18 protein-coding genes are annotated in these 21,585 nt (G+C 68.7%); 6 read left to right on the forward strand and 12 right to left on the reverse strand.

The window, feature by feature from the left end:
* Window positions 1-60: 60 nt before the first annotated feature.
* The 3 genes from ACQY72_RS07720 to ACQY72_RS07730 are packed head-to-tail and all read left to right on the forward strand — an operon-like array spanning window position 61 to window position 4,519.
* Window positions 61-1,962 (forward strand): BCCT family transporter, encoded by a 1,902-nt coding sequence (locus ACQY72_RS07720; protein ID WP_428156647.1) that lies wholly within the window; start codon window positions 61-63, stop codon window positions 1,960-1,962.
* A gap of 45 nt (window positions 1,963-2,007) precedes the next feature.
* On the forward strand, window positions 2,008-3,651 hold the full coding sequence (locus tag ACQY72_RS07725) for a serine hydrolase (RefSeq protein ID WP_428156648.1): 1,644 nt from the start codon (window positions 2,008-2,010) through the stop codon (window positions 3,649-3,651).
* 1 nt (window position 3,652) lies between these two features.
* Window positions 3,653-4,519, forward strand: coding sequence for a tetratricopeptide repeat protein (locus ACQY72_RS07730; RefSeq protein WP_428156649.1), 867 nt, complete (start codon window positions 3,653-3,655; stop codon window positions 4,517-4,519).
* Here the strand turns inward: ACQY72_RS07730 and ACQY72_RS07735 are convergent.
* From ACQY72_RS07735 to ACQY72_RS07755, 5 genes are all read right to left on the reverse strand, one after another.
* Entirely contained in the window at window positions 4,516-5,259 is a 744-nt protein-coding gene (locus tag ACQY72_RS07735; protein ID WP_428156650.1) for a DUF4893 domain-containing protein, read from the reverse strand. The two genes, ACQY72_RS07730 and ACQY72_RS07735, sit on opposite strands and share 4 nt — an antisense overlap.
* 51 nt (window positions 5,260-5,310) lie before the next feature.
* Complete coding sequence (locus ACQY72_RS07740) at window positions 5,311-6,579, reverse strand: FAD-dependent oxidoreductase (RefSeq protein ID WP_428156686.1); 1,269 nt, start codon at window positions 6,577-6,579, stop codon at window positions 5,311-5,313.
* Window positions 6,501-7,187 (reverse strand): DUF4893 domain-containing protein, encoded by a 687-nt coding sequence (locus ACQY72_RS07745; protein WP_428156651.1) that lies wholly within the window; start codon window positions 7,185-7,187, stop codon window positions 6,501-6,503. The genes ACQY72_RS07740 and ACQY72_RS07745 overlap by 79 nt, the downstream gene beginning before the upstream one ends.
* A gap of 43 nt (window positions 7,188-7,230) precedes the next feature.
* Window positions 7,231-8,541 carry a hybrid sensor histidine kinase/response regulator gene (locus tag ACQY72_RS07750; RefSeq protein WP_428156652.1) on the reverse strand — a complete coding sequence of 437 codons (1,311 nt, stop codon included), beginning with the start codon at window positions 8,539-8,541 and terminating at the stop codon, window positions 7,231-7,233.
* Between the two features lie 68 nt (window positions 8,542-8,609).
* Window positions 8,610-9,647 carry a DUF4167 domain-containing protein gene (locus ACQY72_RS07755; RefSeq protein ID WP_428156653.1) on the reverse strand — a complete coding sequence of 346 codons (1,038 nt, stop codon included), beginning with the start codon at window positions 9,645-9,647 and terminating at the stop codon, window positions 8,610-8,612.
* A 354-nt stretch (window positions 9,648-10,001) separates the two neighbouring features.
* On the opposite strand from ACQY72_RS07755, the gene ACQY72_RS07760 reads away from it, so the two are divergent.
* Together ACQY72_RS07760 and ACQY72_RS07765 are read left to right on the forward strand one after the other, a co-directional pair.
* Complete coding sequence (locus ACQY72_RS07760) at window positions 10,002-11,234, forward strand: NAD-dependent epimerase/dehydratase family protein (protein ID WP_428156654.1); 1,233 nt, start codon at window positions 10,002-10,004, stop codon at window positions 11,232-11,234.
* An 8-nt stretch (window positions 11,235-11,242) separates the two neighbouring features.
* The gene (locus ACQY72_RS07765) at window positions 11,243-12,136 is read left to right on the forward strand and encodes an SDR family oxidoreductase (RefSeq protein ID WP_428156655.1); all 894 of its coding nucleotides are present in this window, start codon (window positions 11,243-11,245) and stop codon (window positions 12,134-12,136) included.
* Between the two features lie 54 nt (window positions 12,137-12,190).
* On the opposite strand, the gene ACQY72_RS07770 is transcribed toward ACQY72_RS07765, so the two are convergent.
* The 7 genes from ACQY72_RS07770 to ACQY72_RS07800 all read right to left on the reverse strand — a co-directional run bounded on the left by ACQY72_RS07770 (window position 12,191) and on the right by ACQY72_RS07800 (window position 19,805).
* Window positions 12,191-12,802, reverse strand: a complete 612-nt coding sequence (locus ACQY72_RS07770; RefSeq protein ID WP_135193763.1) for a DUF1134 domain-containing protein — start codon at window positions 12,800-12,802, stop codon at window positions 12,191-12,193.
* A 107-nt stretch (window positions 12,803-12,909) separates the two neighbouring features.
* Complete coding sequence (locus tag ACQY72_RS07775; RefSeq protein WP_428156656.1) at window positions 12,910-14,196, reverse strand: alpha/beta fold hydrolase; 1,287 nt, start codon at window positions 14,194-14,196, stop codon at window positions 12,910-12,912.
* A gap of 277 nt (window positions 14,197-14,473) precedes the next feature.
* Complete coding sequence (pheT, locus tag ACQY72_RS07780) at window positions 14,474-16,897, reverse strand: phenylalanine--tRNA ligase subunit beta (RefSeq protein WP_428156657.1); 2,424 nt, start codon at window positions 16,895-16,897, stop codon at window positions 14,474-14,476.
* Window positions 16,898-16,904: 7 nt separating this feature from the next.
* Complete coding sequence (locus ACQY72_RS07785) at window positions 16,905-17,303, reverse strand: hypothetical protein (protein WP_428156658.1); 399 nt, start codon at window positions 17,301-17,303, stop codon at window positions 16,905-16,907.
* The gene (locus ACQY72_RS07790; RefSeq protein WP_428156659.1) at window positions 17,303-17,710 is read right to left on the reverse strand and encodes a hypothetical protein; all 408 of its coding nucleotides are present in this window, start codon (window positions 17,708-17,710) and stop codon (window positions 17,303-17,305) included. The genes ACQY72_RS07785 and ACQY72_RS07790 overlap by 1 nt, the downstream gene beginning before the upstream one ends.
* 2 nt (window positions 17,711-17,712) lie before the next feature.
* The gene (gene pheS / locus ACQY72_RS07795; RefSeq protein ID WP_428156660.1) at window positions 17,713-18,789 is read right to left on the reverse strand and encodes a phenylalanine--tRNA ligase subunit alpha; all 1,077 of its coding nucleotides are present in this window, start codon (window positions 18,787-18,789) and stop codon (window positions 17,713-17,715) included.
* A 41-nt stretch (window positions 18,790-18,830) separates the two neighbouring features.
* Entirely contained in the window at window positions 18,831-19,805 is a 975-nt protein-coding gene (locus ACQY72_RS07800) for a polysaccharide deacetylase family protein (protein ID WP_428156661.1), read from the reverse strand.
* 170 nt (window positions 19,806-19,975) lie between these two features.
* Between ACQY72_RS07800 and ACQY72_RS07805 the strand changes: the two genes are divergently transcribed.
* Entirely contained in the window at window positions 19,976-21,571 is a 1,596-nt protein-coding gene (locus tag ACQY72_RS07805; RefSeq protein ID WP_428156662.1) for an ATP-binding protein, read from the forward strand.
* Window positions 21,572-21,585 lie beyond the last annotated feature (14 nt).

A 21,585-nucleotide genomic window follows, 5' to 3' on the forward strand; every position in this document is an offset into this window, starting at 1 on the left:
GCACGCGGCGGACCTTCGGCCGTGCAGGGAACCGCCAGCTTCGCCATACGCTTTGAGCCGATGCTGACTACAAAGATGAATCCCCGCGTCTTCTGGGGCGCGAGCGCCATCATCGCGCTGCTGCTGCTTGTCGCCGTCATCGCCCCTGGACAGTCCGACCGTGTGTTCCAGAGCGTCCAGGCCTGGGTGATCGACACCTTCGGCTGGCTCTATATCGCCTCGGTGGCCGGGTTCGTGGGCCTGGTGCTGGTGCTGGCCATCGGGCCGACGGGCGCGCTGAAACTGGGGCCGGACGACGCCGAGCCCGACTTCCCCTACCTGTCCTGGCTGGCCATGCTGTTCGCCGCCGGCATGGGGATCGGCCTGATGTATTTCGGGGTCGCCGAGCCGATCCAGCACTATATCAACCCGCCCTCCGGCGAAGGCGGCACCTTCACCGCCGCCCGTGAGGCGATGGGGATCACCTTCTTCCACTATGGGGCGCACGCCTGGGCCATCTATGCGCTGGTGGGGCTGAGCCTGGCCTATTTCGCGCACCGCAAGGGCCTGCCGCTGACGCTACGGTCGGGGCTGTCGCCGTTGCTGGGCAAGCGGATCAACGGCCCCATCGGCGACGCCGTCGACATCTTCGCCATCTGGGGCACGGCCTTCGGCATCGCCACCTCACTTGGCTTCGGCGTGTCGCAGATGAACAGCGGCCTGACCTATCTGCTGGGCATCCCCAATACGCCCTGGGTGCAGGTCGGGCTGATCGTGGTGGTCATGGCGGCGGCGACCGCCTCGGTGATGAGCGGCGTCGGCAAGGGGGTTCGACGCCTGTCCGAGTTGAACCTGATCCTGGCGGTCCTGCTGATGCTGTTCGTGCTGGTGGTCGGGCCGACCAACTTCCTGTTCAAGGCGCTGGTCCAGAACTTCGGCCTGTATCTGGACCATTTCTTCGAACGGACCTTCACCCTCTACGCCTATGAGCCGCGCGCCTGGATGGCGGACTGGACCCTGTTCTACTGGGCTTGGTGGATCGCCTGGTCGCCGTTCGTGGGCATGTTCATCGCCCGAATCTCGCGTGGGCGCACGGTGCGCGAGTTCCTGCTGAACGTGCTGCTGGTGCCGGCCGGCTTCACCTTCCTGTGGATGACGGTCTTCGGCAATACGGCCATCAGCCTGGACATGGGCCAGGCGGCGGGGGCGATTTCCAACGCCGTCTCGACCGACCTGTCGACCGCCCTGTTCTATTTCCTGGAACAGCTGCCGGGCGCGGCATTCACCTCGACCCTGGCGATCCTGCTGGTGGCGGTCTTCTTCGTCACCTCGGCCGATTCCGGCGCCCTGGTCATCGACACGATCGCCTCGGGAGGGGCCGAAGACACGCCGCGCTGGCAGAGGGTCTACTGGTGTCTGCTGCTGGGTCTGATCGCCGCGACCCTGTTGCTGGCGGGCGGGCTGGGCGCGCTTCAGGCCGCCACCTTGGCCGCCGCCCTGCCCTTCGTCCTGATCATGATCCTGTTGTCGATCGGCCTGGTGCGCCAGATGAACGCCGACCTGGCGGGGCGCAACGTCGAGACCGAGGGCCCGCCCCTGGCCGAGCGGCTGAAACGCATCCTGGCCCCTGCCAGCCGCGCCGACATCGTCAAGAAGATCGACCGCCACGGCCTGCCCGCGCTGGAGACGGTGCGCGGTGCCCTGGAGGCCGAAGAGCCGGACGCCGAGATCGGCACGGACGAGGCCGCCGCCTGGCTGACCTTGCGGCACGGCGAGCGGACCTTCGTCTATCGCATCGGCGCGCGATCACGCCCGCGACCGACCATGACCGCGCGCGAAACCTCCCAGGGCCGCCGCCTGCTGGAGTGGCGACTGATGGCCCAGACCGGCGACGGCGCCCGCCCGCACGACATCACCGGCTTCACCCCCGACCAGATCGTCGCCGACGTGCTGGAGCAACTTCAGCGGTGGCGACTGGCCTAGACGGCGCAGGGGCGCTAGCGTCCGGCGTCTTCGCTGGAGTTCGCCATGTCCCTTCGCCTGTCGCGCCGTTCCCTGTTCGCTTCCGGAGGCGCGGCGGCGCTGGCGGCCCAGCCGGCCTTCGCCCAGACTGCGCCCGCGAATGACGATGCGTCGCTGGTCCAGGCGGTGGACGCCTATGTGGCGAAATGCATGGCGGCGTGGCCGGATCAGCCCGCGCTGGGCGTCGCCGTGGTCAAGGATGGGACGACCGTCCTGGCGCGCGGATACGGCGTCAAGGTGCAGGGCCAGCCGGCCCGTGCCGACGAGCACACCCTGTTCGCCATCGCGTCCAACACCAAGAACGTCACCGCCGCCGCCCTGGCCATTCTGGTCGACGAGGGCAAGGTGAAGTGGGACGAACCCGTCAAAACCTACCTGCCCGGCTTCACCCTGTCGGACCCCTATATCGGCGAACACATCACGGTTCGCGATACGCTGAGCCACCGGGCCGGGTTCGGCCTAGGCGCCGGGGACCTGCTGTTCTGGCCCAATTCGGACCGCACCCGCGCCGAGGTGCTGGCCCAGGCCGCCTTCGTGCCGATCGAGGACGGGTTCAGGGCCCGCTACCACTACTGCAACCTGATGTTCGTGGTGGCGGGGGCTGTGTTGGAGGCGGCAGCGGGCCTGAGCTGGGAAGCCTTCATCCAGACCCGCATCCTGGACAAGGTCGGCATGATCGAGACCGTGCCGCTGGCGCGTCTGGCCGATGCGTCCAAATCCGCCCTGCCCCACGGCCGCGTCGGGCCGCCGCTGCGCTATCAAGGGGCGATGACGCCCATCGCCAAGTCCATCGTCGAGGTGTGGAACTGGGACTCGGCGGCGGCCGCAGGCGGAATCTGCACCACCCCGACCGACTGGGCCAAATGGATCGCCGTGCGTCTGAACGACGGCAAGCTGGCGGACGGGACGCGGCTCTATTCCGAGGAGGCGGCGCGCGAGATGGTTCGACCCAACATCATCGTCGGATCCTCGCCCGGGCCGACGGCCGAACTGCCCAACCGGTCCATCGCCTCGACCTACGCCATGGGGCTTCAGGTTCAGGACTATCGCGGCGAGCGGATCGCCAGCCACGGCGGCGGCTCGCCCGGCGGGATTTCGGCGACGGTGCTGATCCCCGGCCGCAAGACCGGCTTCTGCATCTTCTCCAACGCTGAGGAGAGCTTCCTGCTGCGCGCGCTTCGTTCGGGGATTTCGGACATCTGCATGGGCAAGGTGGACGTCGACTGGATCGCGGACTCCAAGCGGATGGAGACCGAGGGCAATGCGAAATCCATCGCCGCCGCCGCCGAGATCGACGCCAAACAGGCGGCCGGCGCCGCCCCGCCCATGCCGCTGGAGGCCTACGCCGGAACCTGGCGCGACCCCTGGTACGGCGACATCGTCATCGCGCCCAAGACCGAGGGACGCGGGCGTAATCGCAAGAGCGGCCTGTGGCTGAGCTTCACCCACACCCCGGCCCTGCAAGGCTGGCTGGAGCCCTATGATGGCGAGACCTTCCGCACCCGTTTCCCGGACAAGCGCGAGGAGGACGCCTTTGTCACCTTCGCCATCCTGACGGCCAAGCCCGCGACGGCGACGGTGAAGGGGGTCAGCCCCGACATCGACTTCAGCTACGACTATCAGGACCTGAAGCTGACGCGCGTCGATTGAGATGATCGCGACCGTCGCCCTGATCCTGGGTCTGTCCCTGGCGCTTCAGAGCGAGCAGACGCCCCAGGACATTCCCGCCGTCTGCCGACCGGATGTGGCGGGACAGATGAACGTCCAGGCCTGCGCAGATGCGGCGCCCAAGGGGTCGCCCGTGCGGGCTTTGGCGCTGATCAACCTGGCGTCGCAGGCCTATCTGGCGGGCCAATACGCCAAGGCCCTGGGCTTCTATGACGAAGCCATTCCGCCCGGCATGGCGGTGACCTCCGACATCGTCTTCCACGCCTTCCGGGGCGATACCTACTTCCACGCCGGACGCAACGAGGCGGCGCAGGAAGACGCCGGCCTGGCGTGGCGGATGCTGAAGGGCGAGGTCAGCGCGTCGGGCGACCCGGCGAACGACATGCCGGTGGACGACCAGCTGAGGTTCGAGGTGCTGATCCGCATCCTGCCGATCCTGAAGGACGGCGATCCGGCGACGTTTGCGGCGGCCAAGGCCCAGGTCATGTCCCTGTCGGCGACCGATGGGATCGCCCTGACCAACCGGGCGGGCCTGCTGGCCAAGCTGGGCGACTATCCCGCCGCCGTCGCCGACAGCAGCGCCGCCCTGGCCCTGTCGCCGGACGAGGCGGGCGTGCAGAACAACCACTGCTTCATCCTGTATCAGGCCGGGCGCGCGGCCGAAGGTCTGCCCTATTGCGAGGCGGCGTTGGCGACCCTGCCGCAGGCCGCGCCGATCCGGCATTCCTACGCCCGAGCCCTGGCCGCAACCGGCCGCTGCGCCGAGGCCGAGACGCAGATCGCGGAGGCGCGCCGGCTGGACCCCAGCGCCGTCGAGTATGCAAAGCCGCTGGACTGCACGGCGCGCTAGCGCGTGATCTCCAGCAGCTCCAGCTTGGCCTCCTGCTTGGGCCACGGCAGGACCAGGCGCCAGCGGCTCTGGCCGATGCGTTCGATGACGCCGACCTGATCGCGCTCGGCCTTGTCGCCATAGGCGGGGAAGGTCTTTTCGTCCGCCCCCCAGGCCTGGGCGCCGACATAGACGGCGCGGCGGTCGGTGTCGGGATAGATCAGGCCGCGCGTGCGCTGCGACCCGCTCGTCTTGGTCAGGACCAGGTCGCCGCCCGGCGTCAGTTCGACCGAACAGGCGAACCAGGGATATTCGATATAGGCCAGCCCCTGGCCCTCGACGCGGCGGCCCATCTTGATGGTGCGACAGCGATAGGTCCCCGGCCCCGGCTGGATGCGGCCGGTCTGGGCCGCATTCGGATCAGCGAGCGGCCCCAGCGCCTCGACCTGACGGGCGAAACCACCGTCCTCGGCCTCGGCGCGACCCAGACGCCAGGCCTGGTCCAGCCGGCCCAGCAGGCTGGCGTCGGCAGTATTGGCGACCTGACGCCAGTTGTCGGTTCCGCCCTGGATGCCCCCTGCGGGCGCCGCCTGTTGCTGTGGGGTGGCCACAGCCTCAGGCGCGGCTTGAGGCGGCGCGCTTGCGGTTGGTTCGGTCACGGCGGGCGAGGTCTCGGCCGGGCTGGCGGGGCGGTCATCGCCACAGGCCGCCAGGGCCGTCGTGGTCATCAGGGCCAGAATGGCCAGAGGGGTGCGGCGCATGCGGGCGTCTCCATCGGTTGTCGAAACCGAACGTGACAGCGCGCGCGAGGTTCAGCCGGCGATGGTCTTGCGCGGGTCCAGCAGCAGGCCCGAGACCGTCGCGGCCAATAGGCGCGGCGCGAACGGAAGCCGCGCGGCCTTGCCCAGGATGTGGTCGCGGATCCAGGGCCGCACGCGTCCGTCGGCCTGATAGAAGGGGGTGAACCCCAGGCTGAGCGCCTGATAGAGCCGCAGGTGCCAGCGTCGCTCGCGCGCATAGGCCGAAAGCGCTGCGCCCAGATCGGGATGACCGCCGATGGCCTCGCACAGGGCATGGGCGTCCAGCAGGCCCATGTTGACGCCCTGGCCCAGTTGCGGACTGGTCGAATGGGCGGCGTCGCCGACGATGGCCAGCCGATCCGCCACGGGATGGGTCAGGGTATGATGGCCGTATCGAGCCAGGACCAGATCATCGACATGGCCGATGGCGTCCAGAACCGATGCCGTTTCGGGCCACAGGGCGCGCACCTCGGCCTTCCACGGCTCCAGCCCCGCCTCTCGCCAGGCGGGATAGTCGTCGGTCTTCAGACTCCAGAAAAAGGTCGCCAGCCGATCCGGCGCCTCGGGCCTGGCGCCCACCGGCAGGACGCCGACCATCCTGGACGCCCCGCGATAGACCTGTTGCAGGGCGCGGACATCGAAATGCGGATCGGCCGGCCAGGGCGTCGTCGCCCAAAGCGCGCCGAAGCTGAGGGCCCGCCGCCGCGCGCCGTGGGCCTGGGCGATGGACGAGCGGGCGCCGGTGGCGTCCACGATCAGGTCGAAGCCGGCGGAAATCGATCCATCGGCGAACGTCAGCCGCCCCTGCGACGCCGCCACGGCCTCGCGCCCCAGTTCGAACGCGACCCCGGCGTCGAGGCAGGCCTGGTGCAGCACATGGAAGATGGCGGCGCGATGGACGCCCAGGGCCGCGCGAGGCCGTTTCAGATCGGCATATCGGACGTCCAGAACGACCCGGCCGCTGGTGGCCGCCCGGCCGAAGATGTGGTCGATGGGCTGGCCCAACGCCTCGATCTGGTCGGTCAGGCCCAGGGCGTCGAGCACGGCCAGGCCCGTCGGCTGCAGCATGAAGCCCGCGCCCACCGGCTGGGCTTGATCGAACCGTTCGAACACCACGACGCGGCGCCCCTGACGCGCCAGCATCAGGGCGACGGCCAGGCCGGTCGGCCCGGCGCCGGCGACGGCGATGTCTCTCGGCTCGCTCAGCTTCGCGGCGCCGGGACCAGTTCGATCAGGTCGAGGTTGGACTCGTACTGGGGCCAGGGCAGGACCAGGCGCCAGCGGGCCTCGCCGATGCGTTCCAGCACGGCGACCAGGTCGCGGTCGGCGTTGCGGCCGTAGGAGTTGGCGGCGGGCTCCTGGGCCAAGGCCATGGAACCGAGCAGGACCATGTGGCGGTCGTCTTCGGGAAACAGAAGGCCCGACGGGCGCTGGGAGCCAGTCAGTTTGGAGAACTTGAGCCCGCGCGGCGTCTGTTCGATGCGGCAGGCGAACCAGCCGTAGACGACATAGCCCAGGCCGTCCTCGCCACCCTGGGAGCCCAGTTTGACGGTGCGGCAGCGATAGTCGCCGGGCGGCGGCGTGACGCCGGGACGCGCCGCCTTGGGCGAGATCAGGTCGCCCAGCCCGTTCAGGTCGCCCGAGCCGGGCTGACGCTTCGCCTGCTGCAGGGCCAGGGTCCAGGCAGCGTCGACGCGGCGATAGCGGTCGCGGTCGCCCGAGGTGATGACGCCGCGCCAGTCCATCAGCGCCGCGCCCGTCGCGGAACTGGGCGGCGGAGGCGGGGGCGGCGGGGTCGTGGCGCAGGCGGCGACGGCGCAGAGGGCGACCAGAGGCGCCAGACGGCGAACGAGCAGACGGGACGAAACGAACCGGGCGAACTGACGCATCAACGCTTCCCTTGGGGGCGACCTTGCGGGCGAAGTGGCCCTCTTAGGCCCTCTGGCGCAGGCCGGCGTCAAGGCCGCCGGGTGCGGATGCGTCACCCAGCACGTCGTTCAGCGCAGCCGCCAGGGCGGTCAGGTCCAGCGGCTTGGCCAGCCAGGCGTCGAAGCCGGCGGCGGCGCCGCGCGTGCGGTCCTGGGGCGAGACGGCGGCGGTCAGGGCCAGGACCGGCACGTGGCGCGTCATCGGATCGGCGTCCAGCCGCGCCTTGACCTCATAGCCGTCCATGTCCGGCAGGCCGATATCCAGCAGGATCACATCGGGCCTCAGCGCGCGGGCCAGCTCCAGCCCCTCCGGCCCCGTCGTCGCCGCATGCAGGGTCAAGCCCAGACCCGCAGCCGCCTGGCGCATCAGGGCGATGTTAGCGGGGTTGTCCTCGACATAGAGCACCACTGCCTGTTTCGGGGGCGAGACTGACCGCGCGCCGACGGCCGGCAGGCTGAGCGAGAAGACGGTCCCGCCCCAGGGTTCGCGCTGCTGGGTGATGGCGCCGCCCATCCGCTCGGCCAGCCGCTGGACCGAAGCGACGCCCAGGGCGGTGCCGCCGCGCGCGTCCTGGCCGTCCAGGGGGTGGAACAGGCGGTCCGTCCCCTCGCCAGTCGGCGCGGCGCCGGTGTCATGGATGGCGACGATGACCTGGGCGTCTTCGCGCCTCATCTCCATGCGGACGGTCCCGCCGCCCGGCGAATGGCGCAGGGCGTTCTCGACAAGGCGGCGCAGGATGCGGCGGACCTGGCCGGGGTCGGCCATGACGCACAGGCCCGACGCCGGCGGCGGACAGGCCAGGGTCACGCCCGCCTCGCGCGCCTGAGGCTCGACCCCGTCGCAGACCTGACGCAGGGCCAAGCGCATGTCGACGCGGTGGATGGAGGGCGGGGCGCCGGCGTCGCCGCAGGCCACGAAGGCGTCCGCCTCCTCGACCAGGGCCAGCAGCACCCCGCCCGCCGCCTCGATCTGGCGCACGGCCTGCGACTGGCGCGCGGTCAGGGGATCGGCCTCGGCGTTGACGCGCAGCAGTTGGGAAAAGCCCATGACGGTGGTCAGGGGGGTGCGCAGTTCGCGCCCCAGGGCCTGCATCACCTCGCCGCGCGTGCGATCCTCGGCGGTCAGGCGCTCGACCTGCGCCTCGGCGGTCGTCAGGGCGCGACGCAAAGCCTGGGTCTGTTGGACGATGCGGGTTTCGAGCCGGTCGTTCTCACGGCGCAGACGCAGCGCGACCGCGTGCGCCTGAAGCCAGAGCCATATTCCCGCACAGGTCCCGGCCAGGGCCAGGGACAAGACAAGCAAGACGATATCCATGACGCCCTCCTACGCGCCAGAATGGCACGCAGGAGTTGCGCTTACGTAAACACGCTCGCGCAAGTTGTTTAGTCTTCGGAAGCCGCGGCGGCTTCCGGCTTACGACGCGGGGCGCGACGACGCGGGGCCGCCTCGCCTTCGGCTTCTGGAGCAGCAGCGGCCGAAGCCGGCGCGCGGGTCAGGAAGCCCGGCAGGGCGGTCGGGGCGTCGCCCTCGTCCGCAGCGATGGCGGCGGCGGTGCGACGCGGACGGCGGGCGGGACGGTCCTCGGCGGCAGGGGTTTCGACCTTGCTCTCGACGACGGGGGTCTCGACGGCCGGAGCCTCGCTGACGGTCTCGGTATCGCCGGCGTCGGCGTGGACGGGGGCGCCGTCTTCCGCGCCCTCCTGGCCGTCGAAGCGGCGGTTGCGTTCCTCCCGGCGACGCTCCCAGCGTTCGCGACGGCTTTCGCGGCGACCGCCCTCGCCATCGGCGCGGACCTCATCGCCCTCGCGCGGCTCGCGGGGTTCACGCGGTTCGCGAGGCGGTTGGGCGTCGCGGTTCTGGGTCTGGTCGCGGTTTTGATCCCGGTCACGATTTTGGTCGCGGTCACGGTCGCGATTCTGGTCGCGATCCCGATCACGGTTTTGGGTCTGATCCCGATCGCGGTTGTAGTCCCGGTCGCGGTTCTGATCGCGGTTCTGGTTCTGCTCGCTGCGCTCGGCGGCTTCCTGAACCTGGCGGTCGGCGGCCTGCTGAGCGGCGACGAAGGCGGCGGCCTGGGCGCCGGATTCATCTTCGAAATCGATGTCGAAGCCCTGGTTCGACTGTTCGCGCGCGGCGATGTCCGAGAAGGACCGCTGCGGCTGAAGCGCGCGCAGGACGCGGTAATAGTGTTCGGCGTGCTGCTGATAGTTTTCGGCCAGCACCCGGTCGCCGCCGGACGAGGCGTCGCGGGCGAGCTGCTGATAGCGCTCGTACACGGTCTGGGCGTTGCCCCGGACCTTGATGTTTTCGGGGCCTTGCGAGTCCCACGAACGATTCGGATTGGCGCTGTTGGCGTTCGAGGCGCCCGCCTTGTTCCGATTGCGTCCGCGCTGACGCTTCATGCCCTTGAAATCTCTCATTCGCGCTACCGTGTGCAGGGATGGAGCCCAGGCCAGCGGCCGGTTCCGTCCGTTTCGTGGTTCCGTTTCGCTCGGGGCCGATCCCCGATTGTCGAACTGTCGGAAGGCCTTGTCGCCCGCATGGTGCGCCGGCCCTTTCGGGACCGACCGTCATGATCAGCTCAAGTCGCGAACAACCGGGTTGAGGCCCGTAAAGCTGCGTTTGAGTGGGAGACGAGCGAGACTTAACCTGTGCGACGCCCCTTTCCAAGGGGTATTCGTCAAAGCGTCGCACGGGCTCGTTAACAGCCCCGCTTTGCCGATGCCCGCCTGCTGGGCTAGGCATGACCTTTGAGACGACGACGAGGCTATCCCATGCGTGTTCTGGTTCTGGGCGGCGACGGTTTCTGCGGCTGGCCCACGGCCCTGCATCTGTCGGCCGCAGGGTGGGACGTGACCGTCGTCGACAACCTGAGCCGCCGAAATATCGACAATGAGCTGGAGGTCCAGTCGCTGACGCCGATCCGCACCATGGGCGAGCGGATCAAGGCCTGGAAAGAGGTGTCCGGCCGCGACATCGGCTTCGTCAACATGACGGTCGGCAAGGAGTTCGACCGTCTGGTCGCCCTGATCCGCGACTATGCCCCCGACAGCGTGGTGCATTTCGCCGAACAGCGGGCGGCCCCCTATTCGATGAAGTCGGCGCGGCACAAGCTCTACACCGTCGACAACAACATCAACGCCACCAACCACCTGCTGGCCGCCATCGTCGAGAGCGGGCTGGACGTGCATCTGGCCCATCTGGGGACCATGGGGGTCTATGGCTACGGCACCGCCGGCCTGCGCATCCCCGAGGGCTATCTGAAGGTGACGGTGGACACCGATCACGGCCCGGCGGAACAGGAAATCCTGTTCCCGCCCAACCCGGGCAGCATCTATCACATGACCAAGACGCAGGACGCCCTGCTGTTCCAGTTCTACGCCCGCAACGACGCCTTGCGCATCACCGACCTGCACCAGGGCATCGTCTGGGGCACCCAGACGGCCGAGACCAAGCAGGACGAACGGCTGATCAACCGCTTCGACTATGACGGCGATTACGGCACGGTGCTGAACCGGTTCCTGATGCAGGCGGCGGTCGGCTATCCGCTGACGGTGCATGGATCGGGCGGCCAGACGCGGGCCTTCATCCACATTCAGGACACGGTGCGCTGCGTCGAACTGGCGCTGAAGAACCCGCCCAAGCGTGGCGAGCGGGTCAAGATCCTGAACCAGATGACCGAAAGCCGCCGGGTCCGCGACCTGGCAGCGATGATCGCCGACAAGACCGGCGCCGAGATCCATAACGTCGCCAACCCCCGCCAGGAGGCCGACGAGAACGACCTGGTCGTCGCCAACGACCAGTTCCGCGACCTGGGGCTGAAGCCCATCACCCTGGCCCAGGGGCTTATGGACGAGGTGACTGAGATCGCCCGCCGCTACGCCGACCGGGCCGATCTGACGCGGGTGCCCTGCGTGTCCGCCTGGAACCAACGCCGGGCGGAGGCGCTGGAAAATGAGGCGCGGCCGCCAGTCGCGGCGCCGCTTTCCAAAGTTCTGACGGCCTGAGTGAAGTGATGTCCGACGCCCCCTCTTCGCTCAACCTGCTGGTCTTCGGCGGCGGCTATCTGGGACGGGCGGCGGCGCTGGAGGCGATCCGGCGCGGCGGCCGGGCTGTCGCTACCTCGCGCGATCCCGACCGGCGTCGCGCCCTGACGGCCGAGGGGATCGTCGCTATCGACCCGACCGATACGACCGCGCTGAAGACGGCGCTGGAGGCGGCGACCGCCGTGCTGATCACCGCCGCGCCTGACGCCCACGGTTGTCCCGGTTTGCGCGCGCTGGGCCCGCTGGCCGGCGACGCCTGGCCCGACTGGATCGGCTATGTCTCCTCCACCTCCGTCTATGGCGACCGGGCGGGCGGCTGGGTGTTCGAGGACGGGCCGCTGAACGCCGCCAATCTGGAGGGCGCGCGCAGGGTGCGGGCCGAGCGCGACTGGCTGGATGGGGCGCAGGGGATGGGGCTGACGGTGCAGATCTTCCGCCTGCCCGGCTTCTACGGGCCGGGGCGCAGCGTGGTCGAGCGGCTGCGGGACGGGACGGCGAAACTGGTGCGCAAGCCCGGACAGGTCTTCAACCGCATCCATGTGGACGACATCGTCTCGGGGCTGTTCGCCTCGATGGCCCGGCCGCGTCCGGGGGCGGCCTATAATCTGACCGACGACGAACCCTCGCCGGCCGATGTGGTGATGGAATGGGCCGCCGACCGGATGGGCCTGCCCCGCCCGCCCGAGATCGACTGGACCGACGACAGCGTCAGCGAGGCGATGCGACGCTTCTACCTGGATTCCAAACGCGTCTCGAACGCCCTGGCCAAGGCGGAACTGGGCTGGCGACCCGCCTATCCGACCTGGCGCGATGGGCTGGAGGCGATGCTGGATGCGCCGCCGCCGTTGCGGTTGGTCAGCTAATCCCGAGAAGCGGTTGCGCGCTCAAGCCGCGACCGCGTCGCGAGCATAGCGCGCTTAAAAGGGCAACAGATTCCGCTGGCGGCTGTAGCTCATGGTGCCGACATTGGCGCCCAGACGCAGGCCGACGCCGGTGCGGATGGGGGCCAGGACGATGCCGTCGGCGCGCTGGTAGTTCACGCCCATACCGGCGACCAGATAGGCCGAACCCTCGACGCCCGGATAGCGGCGATAGATCATGTCGGGGTGATACAGGCCATAGACCAGGGTGAAGACGCGGCTGGCGTTGCCGCCCCAGTCCCAGCCCACGGACGCGCCCTGCCAGAACACCTCCTGCGAGGCCGACAGGTCCTTCATGTGCAGGGCGCCGCGCCCATAGCGGGCGCCGACGACCACGGCGCCGGAGCCCTCTTCGCCCGCGATATAGGCGGTCGGCCGGTCGCCCTGGTCGGCGAAGACGCGCTCGATGGCGCCGCCCACGACCTCTGCCGCGATGCCCAGTTCGCGCGAACCCGCCGAGACCAGTTCGTCGAAGCTGTAGGCCTGGGCGGTCTGATCCGAGCGAATCGGATAGTTGGGATCGCGCGCCGGCGCCGTGGCGCAGGCGCCGACGGCCGAGGCGCCGGCGGCTGTGGCCAGGCCGGAAAGAATCATTTGGCGACGATGCATGGGGGACGCTCCGAGGGCGGCGAGAGGACGGCCGGCTGGCGCGCCGGTCTTGGCTTCACCGTCCCCGACCTTTGCGGCAGCCTTGCGGCTTCAAGGTTAACGGGGGCTTACGGGGCTGCCTCTGTTGCACTGGCGGCGAAGTCCGCGCCCGGAAGTTTGGCGACGCACGTCATCACGGGCGGCGTGGCCGGGTCGTTGATGAAGTCGAACGCCATACGCCCCCCGCAGGCGTTGAAGCTGGCCCCGTGACTGAGGCCGGGTATCTGGACGAAGAAGGCCTTCGGCATGTTCGCCAGCAGCCGTCGACCCCACTGCGGCGGGGTGGAAGGATCGAACTCTCCGGCGAGGATCAGGGTGGGGACATCGCTGCGCACCGCCGCGTTCTCGACCGCCGGCGCCGGCGCAACCTTCCAGGCCGCGCACATGTCCGGCGACGCCGCACGGGCGTCCGTGCCTCCCAGACCGTAATCCACCGACGTCTGCGCCCTGACGCGATCCGCATCCTGGAACGGCGCTTCTTCGTTGCACCAGACCGACAATCTCAGCCCCCAGGTGAAGGTCGACGGGCCTTGGGCCTGTGTGATCCAGCTACTCATTTCTTCATACCGGCCCGCCAGAGCCTCACCCACGGCGCGAGGGATGAGGGGAATGAGGCGAGGATTCTGCAACGCCATGCCGACGGCCTGGACGACCTCCGCTCCTCTTGCGTCTATCGAAGCATCGGCCAGACCGAACGGCAGGCGCTCTCTGTCGGCCTTGGCCACCAGGGCGTCGAAGTCCGCCCTTGGATTCGGCCAGGCCGTCGCGCAGACAGGGTCCACGGCGCAGCCGTCGAACACCGCATTCAGCGCCCGCCAGGTGTTGGCGCTGGCGGTCTCGTCATAGTTCACCTCCGGCGGCAGGGCGGAGTCCAGCACCATCGCGCGCACCGAGGCCGGATGCCGCTTGGCCACCGTCAGCGCCAGCCGCGTTCCGTAGGACAGGGCGTAGAGGTTCAGTTGGGGATAGCCCAGGGCGACACGAAGATCTTCGATGTCGTCGGCCGCCTCCACCGAGTTGTAGCCGTTCGGGTCCGCTCCGGCGTCCTCAAGCCGCGTCCGACACGTCGCCGCTGCATCGACCAGGGCCGCCTGCGCCGCCTCGGCCCTTACTCGCCCCGCACCGATCTCGCCTTTCAGGGCGTTGATCTCAGGGCATTCGAGCGCCGGCTGAGACAGCCTCGCGCCACGCGGCTCCAGCAACACCTGATCGCGTGCGTCCAAGAAAGGATTGCTCTTGCCCGAGCGTTGGCCGGTCAGGGCGCTGTTGCCCGGACCGCCCGTCAGGAACATGACCGGGTCGGACGCTGGTTGGGCCGCGCGACTGCGGAAGATGATGACCGGCAGCCGGATCATCCGGCTGTCCGCCACCGACCTGTTTTCCGGGACGTTCAACGTGCCGCAGTCGATCTTTTCGTCAGCCGCGACCTCGACGGCGCAGGCGCCGGCTCAAAGACGGCGCGCGACGGCGCACTTTGCGCGAACGCGACGCCCGGCATGGCCGCCGCCAAAGCCAGGCCCAGTTTCAGCATGTTCAAAGCGGCGCCCCCGGTTCGCCGTCACCGTCGCGACTTGCGCTCAATGGGGCAACTTAAGGATCGGTAACGCCGCTAGGACCGTGGTTGCGTCAGCCTTACGCGCGCAGCTTGCCGCCCTGCTTTTCCACCGCCGCCACGACCTTGGCGGTCAGGGCCTCGATCTCGGCCTCGGCCAGGGTCGCCTCGCGGGGTTGGATGACGACTTCCAGGGCGACGGACTTGAAGCCCTCGTCCACGCCCTTGCCACGATAGACGTCGAAGACGCGGACCTCGGCGATCAGAGCCTTGTCGGCGCCGGTCGCGGCCCGGACCAGATCGCCCACAGGCTTGGCGTCCTCGACCACGAAGGCGAAGTCGCGGGTCAGGGGCATCAGGGCCGACAGGTCGGCGGAACCGCGCGCCTTGCCGGATTTGCCGCGAGGCTCGGGGACGTTGTCCAGCACGATCTCGAAGGCCAGGATCGGACCGTCGGCGTCCAGGCTTTTCAGCACACGCGGATGCAGTTCACCGAACTCGACCATGACGTTCTTGGGTCCCAGTTGCAGCCGGGCCGAACGGCCGGGGTGCCACCAGTCGCGATTCTGGCCTTGCGTCAGTTGCAACGAGGCGACCGGCGCGCCGATCTCTTCCAGCAGGGTGGTCAGGTCGGCTTTCAGGGCGAACAGGGCGTCCTCACCGGCGCCAGCCCAGTGGCGGGCGGCGTGGGGGGCGACCAGGGCGGTGATCACCGTGCGCTGATCAGCCGGACCGTCGCCCAGATAGATGGGGCCGATCTCGAACAGGGCGGCGTCGGCGAAGCCGCGCGCGGCGTTGCGCGCCGCCGCCTGGATCAGGTTCGGCAGGGCCGACGGCCGCATGCAGTCCAGATCGGCCGCGATGGGGTTTTCCAGCACCAGCTTGTCGTCGCCGCCGCCGAACAGGACGGCGATCGATTGCTTGGTGAAGGACCAGGTGACGGCCTCGGCGTAGCCCAGGGCCGCCAGCGCGCGGCGCGCCGTGCGGACGCGGGCCTGGCGGGGGTTCAACACGCCGCCGGCGGGGCGGGCGACCTCAGGCAGGGGCGTGTCGGGCAGGCTGTCGAAGCCCTCGATCCGCGCCACCTCTTCCACCAGGTCGGCCCGGCCCTCGACGTCGCGCCGCCACGAGGGCGGGGTCACGGTCCAGGGCTCGGCCTGATCGGCGGGGCCGGCGGTGACCAGGAAGCCGAGCTGGCCCAGGATGGTGCCGATCCGGTCGTCGTCCAGATCCATGCCGCTGAGCCGCTTCACATAGGCGGGGTCGAAGGCGAAGGGCGCCGGGCTGGCCGGAGGTTCGCCGACGAAGACGATCTCGGACGGCTCGCCGCCGCACAGGTCCAGGATCAGGCGGGTGGCCAGCTCCAGCCCCGGCGTGACCGAGACGGGATCGACACCGCGCGCGAACCGGTACTGGGCGTCCGAATGAATGCCGAGCGCTCGGCCCGCCTGGGCGATCACTAGCGGGTCGAACCAGGCGCTTTCGACGAAGACGTCGGTGGTGGTCTCGTCGCAGCCGGTGCTTTCGCCGCCCATGACGCCGCCCAGGCCGATGGGGCGCTCGCCCCCGGCGTCGGCGATGACGCAGTCGGTCGGAGAGGCGGTGTAGGTCTTGCCATCCAGGGCGATCAGATGCTCGTGCTCGCCCGTCTCGGCCGACGCGACCCCGCCGCGCACCACGATCTCGGTCCCGACCAGCTTGGCCACGTCATAGACGTGCAGCGGGCGGGCGCGGTCGTAGGCGATCAGATTGGTCACATCGACCAGCCGGTTGATCGAGCGCAGGCCGATGGCGGTCAGGCGTTTTTGCAGCCAAGCCGGCGACGGGCCGTTCTTCACGCCCCGGATCACCCGACCGGCGAACACCGGGCACATCTGCGGCGCATCCAGCCGCACGGTGATCGGCGAGGGGAAGGCCGCGCGCACCACGGCGATGTCGAAATGCTTCAGCTTGCCGACGCTGGCGGCGGCCAGATCCCGCGCGATGCCGGCGACGCCCAGCCAGTCGGGGCGGTTCGGCGTGACCTCGAAATCGATCACGGGCTCGGCGCCGAACAGACCGGCGACGGGCGTCCCCACCGGAATCTCGGGCGGCAGTTCCTGGATGCCGTCGCTCTCGTCAGACAGTTCCAACTCGGACGCCGAGCACAACATGCCGTTCGACACCACGCCGCGCACCGGCTTCTCGACCAGGGTCACGCCCAGACCGGGCACATAGGCGCCGATCGGGGCGTAGATGGTGGTCAGGCCCGCCCGCGCATTCGGGGCACCGCAGACAATTTCCTTCAACCCATCGACCGTCTCGACCTGACAGACCTGCAGCCGGTCGGCGTTGGGGTGACGCTCGGCCGACAGGATCCTGGCCACGGTGAAGGGCGCCAGTTTGGCGGCGGGGTCGATGACCTCCTCGACCTCCAGCCCAGCCATGGTCATGGCCTCGGCGATCCGATGCACGTCCGCCTCGGTTTCGAGGTGGTCCTTCAGCCAGGAAAGGGTGAACTTCATGACGCTCTCAGGCCTTGGGCTTGTCGGTAAGGGCGGCGACCTGGTCGAGGAACTCGTCCGTGCCAGTGAAGCCGACGCCATAGAATTCGCAGCCGATGAACTGGCAGTCACGCATCGGGATCGTGCCGATGGCCTTGTCGCCCAACGAGCGGGTCAGCAGGTTCTTGATGCTGCCCCGGCCGTCGCCGAAGTTCGTATCGGTGAAGGTGACGCCGTTGGACACCAGGATGACCGCCGGCCCCTGGAAGCGGCAGCCGATAAAGGTGCGCCCCTCGACCAGCGGAACACCCTTCGCAGAGGCGGCCGCATAGAGTTCGTAGAGGATGATATCGACGTTCTTGAACGTCTCGGCGTTCAGGTCCGATGCGTCGGCAAGCGGGCGATTGATCGGCAGTATGGATTTCATCAGACTTGCCCACCTTCGGCGCTCGGCTTACCGGCGAGCAACGAACCCATTTGTTGCAGGAACTGCGGCGTACCCGTGAAGCCTACGCCAACGAAACGGCAACGCTCGAACCGGCAATTGCGGAACGAAATCACGCCCACGACCTGATAACCGCCCAACGGTGCGAGCATCAGGACCGTCGGATCACCGCCGTGCTCGCCGAAAAAGCAGTCGTCGAAATGGCATCCCTCGATGGGAAGTACGACCGCTGGTCCTTCGAGAAGGCAGTCGGTGAAGGTGCGGTTCTCGATCGTGAAAACGCCTTCGCGCGCCGCCTCCAGATAGAGCTGCGGCAGCCAGACTCCCATATCGCGATAATGGGGACCGGGTCCGACGGGGCTGAGGGGCGATTGAACGCTGTGGGTCATGTTTAGCTCAGTCCGCTGGCCGGATTGGGGGCCGAGAAGGCCGAGAAGCCGTAGTGCGACAGCCAGCGGGTATCGGCATCGAACATGGGGCGCAGGTCGGGCACGCCGTATTTCAGCATGGCCAGGCGGTCCACGCCCATGCCGAAGGCGAAGCCCTGATACTCGTCCGGGTCGATGCCGCAGTTCTTCAGCACATTGGGATGCACCATCCCGCAGCCCAGGATTTCCAGCCAGTCGTCGCCGGTGTTGAACACCAGTTTGCCGCCGGAACGATCACAGCGGATGTCCATCTCGGCCGAGGGTTCGGTGAATGGGAAATGGTGCGGTCGGAACCGCGCCTGGACCTCGTCCAGTTCGAAGAAGCGGGCGATGAAGGTCTGAAGCGTGGTCTTCAGATGGCCCATATGGATGTCGCGGTCGATCACCAGGCCTTCGATCTGGTGGAACATCGGCGTGTGGGTGGCGTCCGAATCTTTCCGGAAGGTGCGGCCCGGCGCGATGATGCGGATCGGCGGCTTCTGGCTCATCATGGTGCGAACCTGCACCGGGCTGGTGTGGGTCCGCAGCACCTTGCGCTCGCCTGTCTCGGGATCCGGCTTCAGGAAGAAGGTGTCGTGCATCTCCCGCGCCGGATGTTTGGGCGGGAAGTTCAGGGCGGTGAAGTTGTGGAAGTCGTCCTCGATGTCCGGGCCTTCGGCGACCGCAAAGCCCATCTCGGCGAACAGGGCGATCATCTCGTCCATCACCTGCATGGTGGGGTGGACCCCGCCCTTGCGACGCGGCCGGGCCGGCAGGGTCAGGTCGATGCGTTCGGCCTGAAGCCGGGCGTCCAGCTCGGCGGCTTCCAGCTCGGCCTTTTTGGCCGTGATTGCGGCGGCGACACGGTCGCGCAGGCCGTTGATCATCGGCCCCTGTTCGCGGCGTTCGTCGGGGCTCATCGCGCCCATGCCCTTCAGCAGGCCGGAGACGGAGCCGGACTTGCCCAGGGCGGCGACGCGCACCTCTTCCAGGGCAGCGACGGTTTCGGCGCCGCCGATGGCGTTGATCAGGTCGAGTTCGAGTGTGGCGAGATCGGTCATTTGCCCCGTGCCTTAGCGGGCGAAAGCCGTTTCGTCACCCTTCAAGGGGCGGATGCGATGGCCTGAAGCTCGGACGCCGGCGCCTTGTTGGCCGCGACGATCCAGGCGGGCGGCTCTGGCTCCCAGCGGATGGGATGGCCGTCGGTCTGCATCCAGCGGTGAAGCCACGAGATTCCGTTGGCGCGGACATAACGATCTTCGTGACTGTAGATCGGATCGGCCAGCGCCTCCTCCAGCGGCACGAAGCGATAGCCGCGCGCAAGATAGAGGGCGTGGACCTGCGGATAATAAGCCTGGTTCAGACTGTTGGCGTGCAGCAGCAGAACCTGGGCCGGCTCGCGTCCGCCGGCGGCCTCGGCGCTGTAGGGTTCGAAGAAGTCCAGCACCGTGGTCATGTGCGCCACATAGGCCAAGCCGATGCGCTGCATCAGCGCCGTGTCGCCCAGCGTCTCGGCCTTGCGATAGACATCGGCGAACATCCAGTCGTTGTTGTCGATCGTGACCGGCGCGACCGTATAGCCGCGCTGGGCCAGGCCGGCGGCGATGGCGTCGTGCTTTTCCTGAGTCTCGCCGGTGAACAGATAGGGGGGGCGGAACCAGCGCAGGGACTTGCCGCGCGCCTCCAGCACGTCGCGCACGATCGGCGCGCCTGCGTCCACGTCGGCCAGATAGTTCTCGGCCGTCGTGCGGTGGATGTCGATGTGGCTGAAGGTGTGGTTGCCCAGGTCCAGGCCGCCGTCCAGCCAGACGTTCAGCACGCGCGGCAGGGTCGTGGCGCGCTCGGCCTCGCACACCTTGCCTGCGTTGACGAAGGCGGCGCCGTGGGTGTCGAGCGGCTTCAGCATGCCGACGAAATCCTGAGTGATCGTCATCAGCCTTGCAGGATCGCACAGGGTCGCCTCATCCGCCTGGAACGGCAGGTCGTCGAAGGTGACGGCGACGCGGCGATCCTGCGCATCGGCGGGGTGAGCCAGGGCGAGAGCGAGAGCCAGGCTGCAGATCAGGGTGCGCATCATGGCGCGAGGCTAGCGGCGAAGCACACGCGGGGGAACGCCCATTCGGAATTATGCAATTTCCATCCGCTTACGGATCAACTGTCGGAAACCCGCCTTGAAAGGTTCATGAACGGCAAAGCTGGCGTTAAATCTCATCCGCTAAGGCGAGGGCCGAACGGGTGAGGACCTTGATGCCGCGTATCGGTGACTTCGTTGATTTGATCGCGCCGGTGGCTCCGTCCACGCCGGGCGCCGAGGTGTTCGAGCGGTTCCAGACCGAGCCGAACACCCTGGCCCTGGCCGTCGTGGACGACGACGGCCGCCCGGTCGGCATCATCGAGCGCAACGCCTTCACCCTGAGGATGGCGGCCGAGTTCGGACGCGCCCTCTATGCCAGGAAACCCGCCGAAAGCCTGATGGACCGCAACGCGCCGGTGGCGGACGCGGCGACCAGCGCGGAGGCCTTCTTCCAGGCCTATGGGGCGGCGGAAATGGGCGCCCTTTTGAGCGGCTTCGTCGTGGTGGCGGACGGCCGCTACGTCGGCGTCGGCACCGCGCTTCAGGTCGTTCAGGCCGGGGCGGCCCTGCACCGCCAGCGCGCCGAGGAGATGGGCGCCCTGGCGCGCGACCTGGCCCTGGCCGAGGCCGAGGCCGTCGCCTCCAGCCGCGCCAAGTCCGAGTTTCTGGCGGTGATGAGCCACGAGATCCGCACGCCCCTGAACGGGGTGCTGGGCGTCGCCGCCCTGATGGAAAAGAAGCTGGAGCAGGAAGAACTTCGCCCCTACGTCCGCACCGTCATCGATTCCGGCCAGAGCCTGCTTCGGCTGCTGACCGACGCGCTGGACATGTCGCGCGCCTCGGCTGGGATGCTGACCCTGGAGGAAGAGCCGCTGGACCTGTCGGCCGTCGCCTTCGACATCGACGCCCTGTGGCGCGCGCGGGCCGAGGAGAAGGCCCTGGCCCTGACGATCCGCACCGACCTGGCCGTCCCTTGCGTCCAGGCCGACGGCATGCGGCTTAAACAACTGCTGAACAACCTGATCGGCAACGCCCTGAAGTTCACCCTGACGGGCGAGGTCGTCGCCCTAATCGAAAGCCGCCCCGACGGCGAGGTGATCTTCACCGTGGACGACAGCGGCCCCGGCGTGCCCGATGCGGCGGCCGCGACCATCTTCGACCCCTTCAACACCGGCAAGGCCGGGCGCGAAGGCGCGGGCGCAGGCCTGGGTCTGGCCATCTGCCGCCAGATCGCCGAACGGATGGGGGGCTCCATCTCCCTGTCCACCTCGCCCCAGGGCGGCGCCCGGTTCCAGGTGCGGCTGCCGCTGCGTATCGCGACCGAGCGGAAGACGACGGCGCCCGAAATGGCCGAGCCGACGCCGCACGACACCCTGCATGTGCTGGTGGTGGACGACAATGCGACCAACCGCTTCGTCGCCGGCAAGCTGCTGGAGTTGTTCGGCTGCACCTGCGAGATGGCCGAGAACGGTCGCGAGGCGGTGGACGCCGTCAGCGTTCGCCCGTTCGATCTGGCCCTGATGGACATCAAGATGCCGGTGATGGACGGGGTCGCTGCGACGCGGGCCATTCGCGCCCTGCCCGGCCCGGCCGGCGCCCTGCCGATCCTGGCGCTGACGGCCAACGCCGACGAGCGTGACGAGCTGGACTATATCGCCGCGGGCATGAACGGGGTGGCGCAAAAGCCGATCCAGCCCGACGCCCTGCTGAACGCCATCCGCATGGTGCTGGCGCAAAGCCGTATGGCGGAGGTGGCCGAAGCCGCCTGAAACGAAAAACGCCC

Source organism: Brevundimonas sp. (assembly GCF_965279155.1).
GTDB lineage: Bacteria > Pseudomonadota > Alphaproteobacteria > Caulobacterales > Caulobacteraceae > Brevundimonas.